Source organism: Tateyamaria sp. 7Alg 36, from assembly GCF_059882455.1.
The window spans coordinates 2,395,378-2,409,720 of record NZ_CM187613.1 but is presented as its reverse complement, the minus strand read 5'-3'; the positions used below and the strand labels follow the sequence as shown (position 1 = coordinate 2,409,720).

The window sequence follows — 14,343 nt, the reverse complement described above, 5'->3', positions numbered from 1 at the left end:
GCGGGCTGGCCTGCGCGCCCAAGGACGCGTATAGCGCCGCATACACCCCTAATTGCGACCCCCGTCGCCTTACGGAAGCCTGTTATTATGTTCGTTTGCACCCTTCTGACCGATCCCGCCAACCCATCGCTTGACCCAGCCTTGGTTGAATCCCTGCGCAACGCGTGGGGCGGCGGGGATGCACAATGGCTGGCCCCCGACGAGGCGGCAGCGTTCACGCTGGCATCGGTGCCGGATAACCGCTGGGATGTCTGGGCGGACGTGCAGAAAATGGGCGTCGATCTGGTGATCCTTCCATTCGAGGCACGGCGCAAGCGCATGTTGCTGGCCGATATGGACAGCACCATGATCCAGCAGGAATGCATCGACGAACTGGCCGATGTGGCCGGCGTTGGGGATCGGGTCAAGGACATCACAGCCCGCGCCATGAACGGCGAGCTGGATTTCGAAGCCGCCATTCGCGAGCGCGTCGGGTTGCTGCAAGGCCTGCCCGAAACCGTCATTGGCGAAGTTCTGGCCACGCGCATCACCTATATGCCCGGCGGTGCGACGCTGCTGGCGACGATGAAGGCGCAAGGCGGCTATGCCGCGCTGGTGTCCGGCGGGTTCACTGCCTTTACCGCTGCGGTAGCGGCACATCTCGGCTTTGACGAGAACCGCGCCAACACATTGTTGGTGGACGACGGAAAACTGACCGGGGAGGTCGGTATGCCGATCCTCGGCCAGCAGGCCAAGGTCGACGCATTGGAGGAGATCACCGCCCGCCTCGGCCTGACCGACGCGGATGTTGTGGCCGTTGGCGACGGGGCCAACGATCTGGGCATGTTGCACCGTGCGGGACTGGGTGTCGCACTACATGCCAAGCCAAGTGTCGCGGCACAATGCGATGTGCGGATCAACTTTGGCGATCTGACGGCATTGTTGTTCCTGCAAGGCTATGCGCGCACCGAATTTGTGAGCGCGTAAGGGGGCCAGCCCCCCGTCCTTCGGACTCCCCCCCGGGATTTTTCGGAACAGAGAAGGCTTTGTGCTATACTGCGCAGCACAACGGGAGGAGGTATAGCGATGGCAAAGTTCATATTGGCCTATCACGGGGGCGGCATGCCCGAGACCGAGGAAGAAGGCGCGCGGATGATGGCCGCGTGGGAAGCGTGGTACACCGAAATGGGGGCTGCGGTAGTCGATCCGGGCAATCCGGTGGGCCAGTCGATGACGGTATCAAAGGATGGCGTGACGGGGGATGGCGGTGCCAACCCCTTGTCCGGTTACACCATCGTCGAGGCCGCGACGATCGACGCCGCCTGCGAAATGGCCAAGGGCTGCCCCATGGTGGGCGACGGCAGCGGTTCGGTCGAGGTCGCCCCCGTCATCGAGATGTAGCCGCGGCGCTTTACAGCAGCGCGGGCGCTGCGCGCATATAGCCAGTGGCCAGCCCATCCCAGTTCTTGATCGGGGCATTGGTGTAGGACAGTGCGATGGGATGGTCCGCCGCCAGCGCGCCGAGTTTCACAAGAATTTGCGCCATGGCGCATTCGCTGGCGCGGGTGGTGCCATCAGTGATCTTGAGCGCCACGCCCAGTTTCTGTTCGGGCAGGATGGCGGTGAAGTATCCTTCGGCCCCTGTTTTAACGGCGACACCGTTGCCTGTGGCCTGCATCAAACGTGTACAGGCGCGCCCCTTGCCCGCCACCAGATCGGGATGCAGGGCCATGGCGGTGCGCAACTGCCCTTGGGGGCTGTCGGCGTCAGCGGCGGCATAGGACGCCATGGCGCGGGCCATGCCGTGTAGTGTGCAGGCGAAGTTGGGGGCGGAACATCCGTCGATTCCATATCCGGGCGAGGTTTCCTGCGTCATCCGTTCGAACGCTTCGAGGCAGGCTTGTTGCACCGGATGGACCGGCGCGACATAGGTCGGGCCAGCGCCCAAGTGACGGGTCAGCGTCAGGAAGCCTGCGTGTTTGCCCGAGCAGTTGTTGTGAATGCGGCAGGGGCTTTCATGGGCGCGGATCATGGCGATCCTCAAATCCTCGTCACGGGTTTCCTGCGGCCCACAGCAGAAATCATCATCGCCACATCCGATATGGTCGAGCCACGCGCCAACCTTTTCCACGTGCAGCGGCGCCCCTTCATGCGAAGCGCAGGCGAGCGCGAGCTGTTCGGTGCCGAGCCCATAGGCCGCCGCCGCGCCGCTTTCGATCAGGGGCAGGGCCTGAAGCATCTTGGAGGAGGATCGGGGCAGCACGACTGCCTCTGGCACGCCCCATGCATGCACGATCTGGCCGCTGGCGTCGCAGACCACCGCGTGGCCTTGGTGCGCGCTTTCCAGAAAGGGGCCGCGCCAGATTTCAGCCAGAGTGACAGCGCCATGGGCCGGATGTGTCATATTTCACCTCACTTCTGCGCGAAAACCTGCCAATTGAGCATTCACGCGTCGCGCGTTTCGCGCTAATGTGGCACTTGTCGAGAAGAATTGCCGGACTTGCAAGAGAATGTGCCGCAAATGGCACGCCACTGGTGCGGTGTCGTTGTTGAGGTTTGGACAGCTTGGAGGCTGTAAACATGGGAATTATTTCGAAGATTGCATTGGGCGCTGGCGCATTGTCGCTGATGGCGGGTGCGGCATTCGCACAGGCGCAAAGCACAAACCGCGTGGCGGCAAAGACCGACTGGAGTGTGTTTGTCGAGGATAACCCGACCGAGTGTTGGGGTGTCGCGACGCCCAAGGAAACCGTGAACACACGCGGCGGACGCGTTGTTGCGGCGACCCGCGGTCAGATCCTGTTGATGGTATTCTACCGTCCGAGCGCGGCAGCCAAGGGTCAGGTGGCCTTTACCGGCGGCTATCCGTTCAAATCCGGTTCGACCGTGAACGTGAACATCGGCGGCAACGAATTCGAATTGTTCACCGACGGCGAATGGGCTTGGCCTGCGACCCCCGCCGATGACAGCAAAATCGTTACGGCGATGAAGCGCGGTGCAGATGCGATTGTGACCGGTGTGTCCAGCCGTGGCACCACCACAAAAGACACGTTCTCGCTTCTGGGCTTTACCGCTGCGGTCGAGGATGCCGAGGCGCGTTGTAGCGGGTGACGGCTTTGCGGGTTCGCCTGCAATCTGCGTGCTGTTGTGACGGGGTAAGAGCACAGGATTGGGGGCCAGCCCCCAAACCCCCGCAGTATTTACGGCCAAAAGAAGTTGGGACGAATCCCTTTTGATCATGTGCGATTTCCCTATATAGGGGCGCATTGCCTTTATTATCCGGATACACGCCATGGCTGACGCGCCAATCACACAGGATGTTATGACAATCCCCCGCAAACTGCCGGAGGGGCCTGTGAACCTTGTCGGGTTGACCCGTGAGACGATGCGCGACGTGTTGATCGCAAATGGCACGCCTGAAAAGCAGGCCAAGATGCGCGTTGGTCAGATCTGGCAATGGATCTACCAGTGGGGCGTGCGTGACTTTGACGTCATGACCAACCTGTCCAAAACCTATCGCGCCGAACTGGCCGAGAAGTTTGTGATCGAGATTCCCGAGGTTGTCTCCAAACAGGTGAGCAATGACGGCACCCGCAAATGGCTGGTGCGGATTGCAGGCGGCCACGAGGTCGAGGTTGTGTATATCCCCGAAGAGGGGCGCGGGACGCTGTGCATTTCCTCTCAGGTCGGGTGCACGTTGACCTGTTCGTTCTGCCATACGGGCACGCAAAAGCTGGTGCGCAACCTGACCGCTGGCGAGATTGTCGGGCAGGTCATGATGGCCCGCGATGATCTTGAGGAATGGCCCACCCCGGGCGCGCCAAAGGACGAAACGCGCCTGCTGTCCAACATCGTGCTGATGGGCATGGGCGAGCCGCTGTACAATTTCGAGAATGTGCGCGACGCGATGAAGATCGCCATGGATGCAGAGGGCATCCAACTGTCGCGCCGTCGCATCACCCTTTCCACAAGCGGCGTTGTCCCCGAGATTGCGCGCACGGCCGAAGAGATCGGCTGCCAGTTGGCCGTGTCCTTCCATGCGACCACGGACGAGGTGCGCAACAAGCTGGTCCCGATCAACAAGCGCTGGAACATTGAGGCCTTGCTGGAGGCCCTGCGCGCCTATCCCAAGGTCAGCAACTCGGAACGGATCACCTTTGAATATGTGATGCTGAACGGTGTGAACGACAGCGACGAAGACGCGCGCCGGTTGATCGAGCTGATTGATGGCATTCCGGCCAAGATCAACCTGATCCCGTTCAACGAATGGCCCGGTGCGCCTTATACGCGCAGCTCCAACAACCGCATCCGCGCCTTTGCCGACATCATCTACAAGGCCGGTTATGCCAGCCCGATCCGCACCCCGCGGGGCGAGGATATCATGGCGGCCTGCGGTCAGTTGAAATCGGCGACCGAGCGCGCGCGCAAGTCCCGCAAACAGATTGACGCCGAAGCGGGCCTGTAAGCCACCCTACCCCTAATTTGATGCTATGCCGTGCCCGTTAGGGCGCGCGCATTGTGCCGTCTTGCGCCACAATTGGCCTTAATAATTTCCAGATCGCGCACGATTAACGCCTTGTTAACGGTCAAGGGTGTGAATTGTGAACAATCCAAATCTGGAGAAGGCCCATGTCGATCATCATTAAACAGGACCGCTTTGCCGAAGCGCAGGTTCTTGACCTTGTCAGCCGTGAACGCGCCAAAGCGCTGTCGCGCCGCGAATGGAAGCACCGCCTTGCCGGTTTCGGCTATGGCATCCGCGAGACAGACGCAGGCGACATCGTTGAAACGCTGCCGCACCACGTCCAGATCTGCACCTTGCCCGCCGCGATTTCCGCCTGAACGAACGTCCTGACCGTAGGCAACGCGATCTTTAGCGGCCTGGAACCTCGCCACGTTTGGTGGTCGGGCCCCAGTGTTCAAGGATCTCCATCGCCTCGTCAGCGCTGTCCACAAAGCGGAACAGGTCCAGATCGTCTTCGGAGATCGTGCCGGCATCGGCCAGCGCATCCCAGTTGATGATCTTTTCCCAGAAGCTGCGACCGAACAGCAGGAAAGGCACGCGCTCCATCCGGCCCGTCTGGATCAGGGTTAGCGCCTCGAACAGTTCATCCAGTGTCCCGAAACCACCGGGGAAGACGCAGATCGCACGTGCGCGCATCAGAAAGTGCATCTTGCGGATCGCGAAATAGTGGAAGTTGAACGCCAGATCGGGCGTGACATAGGCGTTCGGTGCCTGTTCGAACGGCAGCACAATATTCAGCCCGATGGACTGCCCGCCCGCGTCATATGCACCGCGGTTGCCTGCCTCCATCACGCCGGGGCCGCCGCCGGTTACCACGACATTGTCCGTACCGCCGCCTGCCAGCGACTTTTCAGTCATCAGCCGTGCGAATGTGCGCGCCTCGTCATAGAAATGTGACAGATCGGCGAGGGTTTTGGTCCGTGCGCTGTCTTTGTCCTCGGGCGCGGGAATGCGGGCACCGCCGAACATCACAATGGTCGAAACGATGCCTGCCTCGTTCATCAGCATCTCGGGCTTGAGCAGTTCCAGCTGCAAGCGCACAGGGCGCAATTCATCACGACACAGGAATTCCTCGTCCGCGAAAGCCAGCGGATAGGAGGGCGAGCGCGTCTGGGGTGTGTCCGGAATTCCCTCGGCGGCCTTGCGGTCGGTGTGCGCGTCACGAAACGGGCTGTGGCGGTCGTCTTTCATCTGCATCTGCTCCCAAAATCTTTGCGCCATGGGTATCGCGCACGGGCGGGCTTGCCCAGATGTGATTGCATGGCGCGCCGGATTGTTGTCTAAGCGCCGCGATCAATCGGAGAGACCGCGCCATGTCCAACGCACAGCTTGAAACCGCCATCGAAGCCGCATGGGAGGCACGTGACACCATCACGCCCGCCACCACAGGCGAAACCCGCGACGCCATCGAAGACACGCTTGCCGCACTCGACAGTGGCAAACTGCGCGTGGCGGAAAAGCAGGACAGCGGCGACTGGCACGTGAACCAGTGGGCCAAGAAGGCCGTGCTTCTGGGGTTCCGCATCAAGGATATGGAACTGCAGGACGGCGGCCCGCAAGGCAGCGGCTGGTGGGACAAGGTGGATTCCAAGTTCAAAGGCTGGGGCGACGCACAGTGGAAATCCGCAGGGTTCCGCGCCGTGCCTAACTGTGTCGTGCGCAAGTCGGCCTATATCGCGCCCGGCGTTGTGCTGATGCCGTCCTTTGTGAACCTTGGCGCTTACGTGGACGAAGGCACCATGGTCGACACATGGGCGACCGTTGGCAGCTGTGCGCAGATCGGCAAGAACGTGCACCTGTCGGGCGGCGTCGGCATCGGCGGGGTTCTTGAACCCATGCAGGCCGGTCCGACCATCATCGAGGACAACTGCTTTATCGGGGCGCGTTCGGAAGTGGTCGAAGGCTGCATCGTGCGCGAGGGATCGGTTCTGGGTATGGGCGTTTTCATTGGCCAGTCGACCAAGATCGTTGACCGCGAGACCGGCGAATTCACCTATGGCGAAGTACCTGCCGGTTCCGTTGTTGTGGCCGGTTCCATGCCGTCCAAGAACGGCGTGAACCTGTACTGCGCGGTTATCGTGAAAAAAGTCGATGCACAGACCCGCTCCAAAACGTCCATCAACGAGCTGTTGCGTGACTGATAAAGCGAAAAAGCCCAAAAAACCGAACCGCCAGCAGGTCTACACGCTGGTGGTTCAGATCGGGCGCAAGTCCGGTGACGGCTTACCCAAGGATGCAAGCGGTGCTGCCCTGATGTGCTATGCCAGCGGCGTGGACGAGGCCGAAGCGGTGCGCGAAACGGTTGCCTTGCTTAAACAGGCGGACACCGCACCGCTGGATGTGACAGGCTATGGCACGTTGGCCGACCGCGAGGCCGAAGGCCACGAAATCGGCGATGACGAGCGCAGCCTGATGCAGCGTGCGCTGGACGAGAATTCGGTAATTGTCGCTCAGATGACCCCGTTTTTCGGGGATGACGACGGCAGCGATCCGGACGATCAGGCCGCGCGCTGATCCAACAGGGAAATCGCCTCGAACGGGCCAAGCACCTGATGGAAGGGACGCGCATGTTCCGGCAGCAGGCGGCTGGGAATATGGGACAGCACACTGGCGGCCAACTTGTCCGCCTCGCGCCGCAAACGCCCGATATAAAGACTTTCAAGCGGGCATCCTGCTGCCAGCAAAACCTCGTGACCGGGCAGGACAAGCTGCACGTAACCTGCCACCGCCGCAGGGGCGGCCCAGCTTGCGGCATGGCCATTAACCACGTGCCGTGCGGGCACCAGAACCGCCTCTTGACCAAAGTTGTACTCGACCTCGGATCCCCGCAGGACCAGACGTTGTTCTGGCCCCACAATGATGTCTCGCGTCAGACCGAAATATGGCGCGTGCAGGCGCACTGGGGCAAAGCTGGCGCGCGCGGGCACACGGTTGCGCACCGCATGCAGGACAGGCACGACCTCGCCCGTTTCGGTCAGCACTGTGTCACCCCGTTGCAGTTTGCCCGCGTCGCGATAACCGAACGGGGTGGCAATGGGCGTCGCAGGATGCAGGGACGGCATCGGGCCGATCGCCGCAATATCGGTACTGACCGCGGCAAACAGCACATCGCGTGACAGGGTACGTTCCGCCCCGCCCAACATCATGTCGCGCAAATCGCTAGTGATCTGGGGGCGCGGTGCATGCACCGTGTTGGTGACCACGCGCGACCGCTCGGGCTGTTCCAGCGCCAGACGCGCCCAGCCCGAGGCCGTATCCCACGCATAGGTCACGCGCAGCGTATAGGCCCGCCCGTCCCCGACCCAACGGATCGCGGCGTGCAGAATGTCGGCATTGTTGCGATGCACCATCGCGATCCCACCGCCCGGAATGGCACGGAACACCAGTTCGCGCATCCACGGATGGGCATGCATCGCCCCCAGCAGATCATGTGGCCGCACCTGTCCGGGCATATGCGTTTCAAACATGATCGTGCCGCGTTCAAGTGCTTTGGGCGCGGGCTGGGTGCTGCGATCACCGGCCAGCCCCGACAGGGCGAACCTGCCATCCTGATGGTCGGTGAGGCCAATCCAGCTCATGCGGCGTCTTGCGCATCGCGCCACAGGTTGGCTTCGTATTTCTTGAGCATCCTGCGCGCCGCAGGGCTATAGCCGCCGCCTGTATGCGGGTCTAACTCGGGGAATATCGCACAAATCTCCTCGACGATCTGCGCCTCGAAACTCTTGGTTGTCTGCGGCCCCGGCAGGAAACTTTCGGTACGCAGCCCTTCGGAAAACACAACCTGATGGCGGTCGAACATCAGGTGTACATAAGTCACCTTTCCGCCCGTCTGGCGCGTGATCGAATGATCGTTGACCAGATCCTTGGCTGCCACCAGTACCTCGGCCTCGCCAAACAACAGCTCGGCAAGGCTGTCGCGGATCAGCACGCGGTGAAGCGGCGATACCATGACATCGCCATGCACCCCGAACGTATCGGCGCGGATCAAGATCGGGGCGAAATCCCCCTCGGCCTCGACCTCGCGCATACCGGTCCACCGCAGGGGCTGCGGGCCGTCATCCTGCGTCAGCACCAGATCACCGGCCTTCAGGTCCTGCACTGCCACATTGCCCTCGGGCGTGGCGATCATGGTGCCGGCAACAAAGCACGGGATCGACGTCGCGTTGACAAAGCCTGTATCGGTGCTGTTGCCGTCGCTGACCGTGTAGGTGAAGTTGAAATCTTCCTCGTCACCGTCGCCGGTGACCGTGAACACCCCGCCCGCGCCCAAGGTAACCGTCTGTCCAGTGGGCAAGGTTATGGTGCTGCCCACCGTGACGGCCTGACCGTTGATATGCGTGACGGTCAGGGTCGAGGACGGCGTGCTGATATCATTTTCCAGCACATTGAACGACGTCGTACCGTCTGGATAAACGTTCACGTTATCCGAAATCGCCACCAGATCGGTCTGCACGGAATCTCCGGCAATCAGCAGGCTGGAATCGTATTGGTTGTCGCTGACATCCGCGATGCCGATACGGATCGAGTTCAACTCGCCCGGCGTGACATACATCGTCAGGCTCATCGTAATGGTAAAGCCGTCCATCTCGGTGTTGTAGTCATCGGACGTGTTGTCGACATACATGTTAATGTTGTTGGTGGTGTTGATGTTGCCCGGGTCGGTGTCACCGTTGCCCACGTCCATCTCGACCTGTTGACCATTGATCCAGACACCGACGAAATCCTGATAGACCGAGTTCTGGAATTCGGGATATTCGTCCGAGGCAAAGACGAACTGCATCGTCATCACGTTGCCATCGGGGATGAAATCTACGTCCAGAAAAGACGCATCATAGGTCCGCGTACCGGCGGCCGCGTTGAACATCGAGTCATTGTCGATGCCGGATGTATTGGTCGATGTGGAATTGGACCAGTTCGACGATCCCCACGAGTTCGTGAAATCCTCGGCATCGCCCGTCGACAGGATCACGCCTGTATTGCCCGGTGTCACACCGGGCGATACGGTGTCGCCGTTCGAATAGATCCCCGCACTGTCCCTGTCACCGCTGTAGGATGACGACACCACCTGTACACCATTGCCGAAGATGGCATTCGCCATATCCATGGCACTGGTGCCCTCACGTACCGTCTGAATCGGAAGTTCCGATGCTGCAACCATAGCCTGCCCGCCATTTTATCTTGAGACAGAACAGGTGCAGCGCACGCGGTTTTACCACGTGTCATCGTCGTGCTGATTTTCGCACATTCTTGTGGTCGCACGTTGGCGACCGGACTGCTGATGCCCTGCCTCGGGTCATATTATTGCAGGAACCCTAGCACAGGAATTAACCTCCTGTTAACTCTCTTGTTGTCCCAAGGCGTGGAAAACGCGCCGTTTTTGCCACAATCCCTATGTCAGGAGTTTCCATGCCCCCCATTGATCCGGTCGCATTGACGGCTGAATTGGTCCGTTGCCCCTCTGTCACGCCAGAGGATGGCGGCGCGCTGGATGTGTTGCATGCGTTGCTGAGCGAGGCGGGATTTGACTGCGCGTGGGCCGACCGTGGCGGCATCCGCAACCTCTTTGCCCGCTGGGGTGAAAAGGGGCATGCGCGCAGTTTCGGCTTTAACGGGCACACCGATGTGGTGCCGGTCGGGGACGCGGCGGCATGGTCGATGCCCCCCTTCGGTGCCGAGGTCAAAGACGGCATCATGTACGGGCGCGGCACCACCGACATGAAATCAGGCGTTGCAGCCTTTGTCGCGGCGGCGGTGGACCTTGTGCGCGACACGCCCCCTGACGGTGCCGTCATCATCACCATCACCGGCGACGAAGAAGGCGATGCCACGGATGGCACAACCGCCTTGCTGGCGCATATGGACAACGCGGGCGAAGCGATGAGCGTATGCCTTGTGGGCGAGCCGACCTGCCCTGAAACCATGGGCGAGATGATGAAGATCGGGCGGCGCGGGTCGATGACCGCGTGGTTCACTGTGACCGGTGTGCAAGGGCACTCGGCCTACCCGCACCGCGCCAAGAACCCCCTGCCCCCACTGATGCGCCTGATGGACCAGCTTGCCACCCACGAACTGGATAAAGGCAACGACCATTTCGATGCCTCGACCCTTGCCATTGTCACGGTCGACACCGGCAATCCGGCCACCAATGTCATTCCCGCACAAGCCCGCGCCACCGTGAACATCCGGTTCAACGACACCCACGCCGGCGCGGCGCTGACCGCTTGGTTACAAGCGCAGGCCGATGCCGTCGCGACTGCCTATGGCGTCGAGATCGACATGAAAGTGAAAGTCTCGGGCGAAAGCTTCCTGACCCCACCGGGCGAACTGTCCGACCTTGTCGCCCGCGCGGTCAAGGCGGAAACCGGCGTCGCGCCCGTTCTCAGCACCAGCGGCGGGACGTCCGACGCGCGCTTTGTCAAAGATCACTGCCCCGTGGTGGAATTCGGGTTGGTGGGTCAGTCCATGCACAAGGTTGATGAGCACGTGAACGTCGCCCATATCGACCAGCTCAAAGCCATCTATTCCCGCATCCTCAGAGACTATTTCGCATGACAATCGAGATTACGCAGACCGATGATCTGAAGACCTGCCACGGCCTGCGCCGCACCGTCTTTATCGAAGAACAAGGCGTGAGCGAGGCCGAAGAGATGGACGGGCGCGATGGGGATGCCTTGCACATTCTCGCAACCCTCGACGGCACACCAATGGGCTGTGCGCGCATATTAGTGACTGGTACCGTCGCCAAAATCGGGCGGGTGTGCGTCCTGAAGCAAGCCCGAGGCACCGGCTTGGGCGCGGCGCTGATCAACGCTTGCCTCGACGTTGCGCGTGCGCAGGATGGCGTCACCACAGCCAAACTTGGCGCGCAGATGCATGCCCTCGCCTTTTATGAAAAGCTCGGGTTTACCGCCTATGGCCCTGTTTACGACGATGCGGGCATTGACCATCGCGACATGGAACGCCCGCTTTGACTCCGACACTGGTTGTCATGGTCAAAGTCCCCCGCGTGGGGCGCGTGAAGACACGCCTTGGCCGCGACATCGGCGCCGTCGCGGCGACGTGGTGGTTCCGCCATCAGGTCGCCCGCCTGCTGCGCCAGATCGAAGATCCGCGCTGGCGTGTGGTGCTGGCCGTCGCACCGGATATCGAAGGGCTGCAATCGCGCTGCTGGCCCGCCGGATTTGCCCGTTGGCCACAAGGGCGCGGCACGTTGGGGGACCGGATGGCGCGGATGATGCGCCGCGCGCGCGGGCCTGTTTGCGTGATCGGCGCGGATATTCCCGACATTACCCGCGACAAGGTTGCCAAAGCTTTTGCTGCATTGGGACGACACGACGTTGTCTTTGGCCCTGCCCCCGATGGCGGCTACTGGCTGATCGGGGCCAAGTTAGGGACTGATATCCGGCCAAATGCGCTGGATCACGTGCGCTGGTCGACCGAACACGCGCTGGCCGACAGCCGCGCTCGGTTCGCCGGAAAACGCATCGCTTTGGTCGATACGCTGGCAGATGTGGACAGGGCGCACGATTTGCCATGACGACATAGGGTGCGCGTGCTACCTCAGGTCTATGACCCGTATCCCGACAAAGCCCGAAATCCTCGACTGGATTGCCGCCAATCCGACCCTGACCGCCAAACGTGACATCGCCAAAGCCTTCGGCATCAAAGGCGCTGCACGGATTGACCTCAAACGCCTTCTCAAGGAGTTGGCGGAGGAGGGTCATATCGAAAAGCGTAAAAAGACCTATCAGGATCCCGACCGCCTGCCGCCTGTCAGCGTGCTGCTGGTGACGCCGCCGGATGAAAACGGCGATCTGTTCGCACGTCCGATGGAATGGCACGGCACAGGGGTCGAACCGCGTGTTCTGGTGATCCCGCGCGCCTCAGATCCCGCGCTTGGCGCGGGCGACCGCATTCTGGCCCGCCTGACATTGGTCAAGGCCGATGATCACAATTACGAGGCGCGTCTGATCCGCCGGATCGGAACCAACCCCGCCCGCGTGCTGGGCGTTTTCCGCAAGACCGCCGAAGGGGGCCGCATTCTGCCCGTGAACAAGGGCAGCAGCAATGAATGGTCCGTCGCATCCGATGCCACGGGCGGTGCCAAGGACGGCGAACTGGTCGAGGCCGAACAGGCAGGGCCGAAATCCCGCATCGGGCTACAACGCGCCCGTGTTGTCGAACGACTGGGCAATCCCGGTGCGCCAAAGGCCGTGTCGCTGATTGCGATCCACGAACATGGCATTCCCGATTCCTTCCCCGACGAAGTGGTCGCCGAAGCCGATGCGCAAAAACCGAAGGGCCTGAAAGGGCGCGAGGATCTGCGCGACTTGCCCCTTATCACCATCGACCCGTGGGATGCGCGGGATCACGACGACGCGTGCTATGCCCATGCCGATGACGATCCCAAGAACGCGGGCGGGCATGTCATCTGGGTGGCGATTGCAGACGTTGCTGCCTCTGTCACGCCCGGATCGGCACTGGACCGCGAGGCGAAGAAGCGGGGGAATTCGACCTACTTCCCCGACCGTGTGGTGCCGATGCTGCCCGACCGTTTGTCTGGTGATCTGTGTTCGCTGCACGAAGGTGTGCCGCGGGCCTGTATCGCCGTGCGCATGCAAATCGATGCGCAGGGCCAGAAGATCGCACACGACTTCCATCGCGGCCTGATGCAATCGCCCGCATCGCTGAACTATGAAGAAGTGCAGGCCGCCATTGACGGCACCCCGAACGAACGCACAAAGCCTTTGTTAGAGCCTGTTTTAAAGCCGCTTTATGCCGCTTACGCCGCGCTGCTAGAGGCGCGCAAACTGCGCGAGCCATTGGAACTGGACCTGCCCGAACGCCAGATCGTACTGGGCGAGGATGGCAAGGTATCCTCGGTCAATTTCAAGGACCGTCTGGATGCGCACCGCCTGATCGAAGAGTTCATGGTGCTGGCAAATGTCGCCGCCGCCGAAACGCTGGTGGCGAAGAAGTCGCCGCTGCTGTTCCGCAACCACGAGGAACCCGCCCCCGAAAAACTGGAAAGCCTGCGCGAGACGGCGCAAGCGGCGGGCCTGACCCTTGCCAAAGGGCAGGTGCTGAAGACGGGGCATCTGAACCGCCTGCTCCGGCAGGCCGAAGGGACGGACGATTCCGAACTGATCAACCTGTCGACGCTGCGGTCGATGACGCAGGCCTATTACGGCCCTGTCAACTTTGGTCACTTCGGTCTGGCGCTGCGCAACTACGCACATTTCACCTCTCCGATCCGGCGCTATGCCGACCTGATCGTGCACCGCGCCCTGATCACCGCCCATGGCTGGGGCAATGACGGCCTGCGCCCCGAAGATGCCGAGAACCTCGAAAAAACCGGCACGCATATTTCGGACACCGAACGGCGTTCGATGATGGCCGAACGGGACACGACCGACCGCTACCTTGCCGCCTATCTGAGCGAACGCGTGGGCGACGAGATGGAGGGGCGCGTGGCCGGAATCGCCAAGTTCGGCATTTTTGTAAAACTGGACGACAGCGGCGCGGACGGGCTTGTGCCGATGCGCGCCATCGGGGCCGAATATTTCCATTTCGACCGCGAGGCGAATACGTTGATGGGATCGGACACTGGACTGACGATCAGCGTAGGACAACGCGCCACCGTACGTCTGGCCGAGGCCGTGCCGGTCACGGGGGGCATCGCGCTGGACCTGTTGGCGCTGGATGGCAAATCGCTGCCCAAGGGCCGGCAGTCCCCAGCAGGGCGCAGCCCGCGCAGGAAGGCCGCCAAGTCCAAGCGCCGCAATGACAAGGTGAAACGCAAAGTAAGCCGCAACCGGTAATCCGGCGCGGCCATTGCA

15 protein-coding genes are annotated in these 14,343 nt (G+C 61.5%); 11 read left to right on the top strand and 4 right to left on the bottom strand.

Going from position 1 to position 14,343, the window contains the following annotated elements; translation table 11 throughout:
* Positions 1-87: 87 nt before the first annotated feature.
* Together serB and AC6GQJ_RS11785 are read left to right on the top strand one after the other, a co-directional pair.
* Positions 88-966 (top strand): phosphoserine phosphatase SerB, encoded by an 879-nt coding sequence (gene serB / locus AC6GQJ_RS11790; protein WP_500768438.1) that lies wholly within the window; start codon positions 88-90, stop codon positions 964-966.
* A 99-nt stretch (positions 967-1,065) separates the two neighbouring features.
* Positions 1,066-1,380: a YciI family protein gene (locus tag AC6GQJ_RS11785; protein WP_500768436.1), complete on the top strand. Its 315-nt coding sequence runs from the start codon at positions 1,066-1,068 to the stop codon at positions 1,378-1,380.
* Between the two features lie 10 nt (positions 1,381-1,390).
* Here AC6GQJ_RS11785 and AC6GQJ_RS11780 read toward each other — a convergent pair whose 3' ends face one another.
* Positions 1,391-2,383: an asparaginase gene (locus tag AC6GQJ_RS11780; protein ID WP_500768434.1), complete on the bottom strand. Its 993-nt coding sequence runs from the start codon at positions 2,381-2,383 to the stop codon at positions 1,391-1,393.
* A gap of 176 nt (positions 2,384-2,559) precedes the next feature.
* On the opposite strand from AC6GQJ_RS11780, the gene AC6GQJ_RS11775 reads away from it, so the two are divergent.
* From AC6GQJ_RS11775 to AC6GQJ_RS11765, 3 genes are all read left to right on the top strand, one after another.
* A complete protein-coding gene (locus AC6GQJ_RS11775; RefSeq protein WP_500768432.1) occupies positions 2,560-3,090 on the top strand; it encodes an invasion associated locus B family protein in 531 nt (176 codons plus the stop codon).
* Between the two features lie 181 nt (positions 3,091-3,271).
* The gene (gene rlmN, locus AC6GQJ_RS11770) at positions 3,272-4,444 is read left to right on the top strand and encodes a dual-specificity RNA methyltransferase RlmN (protein WP_500768430.1); all 1,173 of its coding nucleotides are present in this window, start codon (positions 3,272-3,274) and stop codon (positions 4,442-4,444) included.
* A 164-nt stretch (positions 4,445-4,608) separates the two neighbouring features.
* A complete protein-coding gene (locus AC6GQJ_RS11765) occupies positions 4,609-4,821 on the top strand; it encodes a hypothetical protein (protein WP_500768428.1) in 213 nt (70 codons plus the stop codon).
* A gap of 31 nt (positions 4,822-4,852) precedes the next feature.
* On the opposite strand, the gene AC6GQJ_RS11760 is transcribed toward AC6GQJ_RS11765, so the two are convergent.
* The gene (locus AC6GQJ_RS11760) at positions 4,853-5,695 is read right to left on the bottom strand and encodes an LOG family protein (protein ID WP_500768426.1); all 843 of its coding nucleotides are present in this window, start codon (positions 5,693-5,695) and stop codon (positions 4,853-4,855) included.
* A 122-nt stretch (positions 5,696-5,817) separates the two neighbouring features.
* On the opposite strand from AC6GQJ_RS11760, the gene dapD reads away from it, so the two are divergent.
* Together dapD and AC6GQJ_RS11750 are read left to right on the top strand one after the other, a co-directional pair.
* The gene (gene dapD, locus AC6GQJ_RS11755) at positions 5,818-6,645 is read left to right on the top strand and encodes a 2,3,4,5-tetrahydropyridine-2,6-dicarboxylate N-succinyltransferase (protein WP_500768424.1); all 828 of its coding nucleotides are present in this window, start codon (positions 5,818-5,820) and stop codon (positions 6,643-6,645) included.
* Positions 6,638-7,018 carry a DUF8846 family protein gene (locus AC6GQJ_RS11750; protein WP_500768422.1) on the top strand — a complete coding sequence of 127 codons (381 nt, stop codon included), beginning with the start codon at positions 6,638-6,640 and terminating at the stop codon, positions 7,016-7,018. The genes dapD and AC6GQJ_RS11750 overlap by 8 nt, the downstream gene beginning before the upstream one ends.
* On the opposite strand, the gene AC6GQJ_RS11745 is transcribed toward AC6GQJ_RS11750, so the two are convergent.
* Both AC6GQJ_RS11745 and AC6GQJ_RS11740 read right to left on the bottom strand, forming a co-directional pair.
* A complete protein-coding gene (locus AC6GQJ_RS11745; RefSeq protein ID WP_500768420.1) occupies positions 7,003-8,082 on the bottom strand; it encodes a Hint domain-containing protein in 1,080 nt (359 codons plus the stop codon). The two genes, AC6GQJ_RS11750 and AC6GQJ_RS11745, sit on opposite strands and share 16 nt — an antisense overlap.
* Complete coding sequence (locus AC6GQJ_RS11740) at positions 8,079-9,662, bottom strand: Hint domain-containing protein (RefSeq protein WP_500768418.1); 1,584 nt, start codon at positions 9,660-9,662, stop codon at positions 8,079-8,081. Before AC6GQJ_RS11740 ends, AC6GQJ_RS11745 begins: the two co-directional genes overlap by 4 nt.
* A 248-nt stretch (positions 9,663-9,910) precedes the next feature.
* Here AC6GQJ_RS11740 and dapE point away from each other — a divergent pair, with 248 nt between their 5' ends.
* From dapE to rnr, 4 genes are read left to right on the top strand one after another with little or no spacing between them, the layout of a single operon-like run.
* A complete protein-coding gene (dapE, locus tag AC6GQJ_RS11735) occupies positions 9,911-11,056 on the top strand; it encodes a succinyl-diaminopimelate desuccinylase (RefSeq protein WP_500768416.1) in 1,146 nt (381 codons plus the stop codon).
* Positions 11,053-11,475: a GNAT family N-acetyltransferase gene (locus AC6GQJ_RS11730; RefSeq protein ID WP_500768414.1), complete on the top strand. Its 423-nt coding sequence runs from the start codon at positions 11,053-11,055 to the stop codon at positions 11,473-11,475. The genes dapE and AC6GQJ_RS11730 overlap by 4 nt, the downstream gene beginning before the upstream one ends.
* The gene (locus tag AC6GQJ_RS11725; protein WP_500768412.1) at positions 11,472-12,041 is read left to right on the top strand and encodes a TIGR04282 family arsenosugar biosynthesis glycosyltransferase; all 570 of its coding nucleotides are present in this window, start codon (positions 11,472-11,474) and stop codon (positions 12,039-12,041) included. Before AC6GQJ_RS11730 ends, AC6GQJ_RS11725 begins: the two co-directional genes overlap by 4 nt.
* 31 nt (positions 12,042-12,072) lie before the next feature.
* Entirely contained in the window at positions 12,073-14,325 is a 2,253-nt protein-coding gene (gene rnr, locus AC6GQJ_RS11720; RefSeq protein WP_500768410.1) for a ribonuclease R, read from the top strand.
* The last annotated feature ends 18 nt before the right edge of the window (positions 14,326-14,343 follow it).

Excerpts from the sequence above, each read along its gene's own strand:
- serB (WP_500768438.1), top strand. The coding sequence starts at position 88 with ATGTTCGTTTGCACCCTTCTGACCGATCCCGCCAACCCATCGCTTGAC.
- AC6GQJ_RS11785 (WP_500768436.1), top strand. The coding sequence starts at position 1,066 with ATGGCAAAGTTCATATTGGCCTATCACGGGGGCGGCATGCCCGAGACC.
- AC6GQJ_RS11780 (WP_500768434.1), bottom strand. The coding sequence starts at position 2,383 with ATGACACATCCGGCCCATGGCGCTGTCACTCTGGCTGAAATCTGGCGC.
- AC6GQJ_RS11775 (WP_500768432.1), top strand. The coding sequence starts at position 2,560 with ATGGGAATTATTTCGAAGATTGCATTGGGCGCTGGCGCATTGTCGCTG.
- rlmN (WP_500768430.1), top strand. The coding sequence starts at position 3,272 with ATGGCTGACGCGCCAATCACACAGGATGTTATGACAATCCCCCGCAAA.
- AC6GQJ_RS11765 (WP_500768428.1), top strand. The coding sequence starts at position 4,609 with ATGTCGATCATCATTAAACAGGACCGCTTTGCCGAAGCGCAGGTTCTT.
- AC6GQJ_RS11760 (WP_500768426.1), bottom strand. The coding sequence starts at position 5,695 with ATGAAAGACGACCGCCACAGCCCGTTTCGTGACGCGCACACCGACCGC.
- dapD (WP_500768424.1), top strand. The coding sequence starts at position 5,818 with ATGTCCAACGCACAGCTTGAAACCGCCATCGAAGCCGCATGGGAGGCA.
- AC6GQJ_RS11745 (WP_500768420.1), bottom strand. The coding sequence starts at position 8,082 with ATGAGCTGGATTGGCCTCACCGACCATCAGGATGGCAGGTTCGCCCTG.
- AC6GQJ_RS11740 (WP_500768418.1), bottom strand. The coding sequence starts at position 9,662 with ATGGTTGCAGCATCGGAACTTCCGATTCAGACGGTACGTGAGGGCACC.
- dapE (WP_500768416.1), top strand. The coding sequence starts at position 9,911 with ATGCCCCCCATTGATCCGGTCGCATTGACGGCTGAATTGGTCCGTTGC.
- AC6GQJ_RS11730 (WP_500768414.1), top strand. The coding sequence starts at position 11,053 with ATGACAATCGAGATTACGCAGACCGATGATCTGAAGACCTGCCACGGC.
- rnr (WP_500768410.1), top strand. The coding sequence starts at position 12,073 with ATGACCCGTATCCCGACAAAGCCCGAAATCCTCGACTGGATTGCCGCC.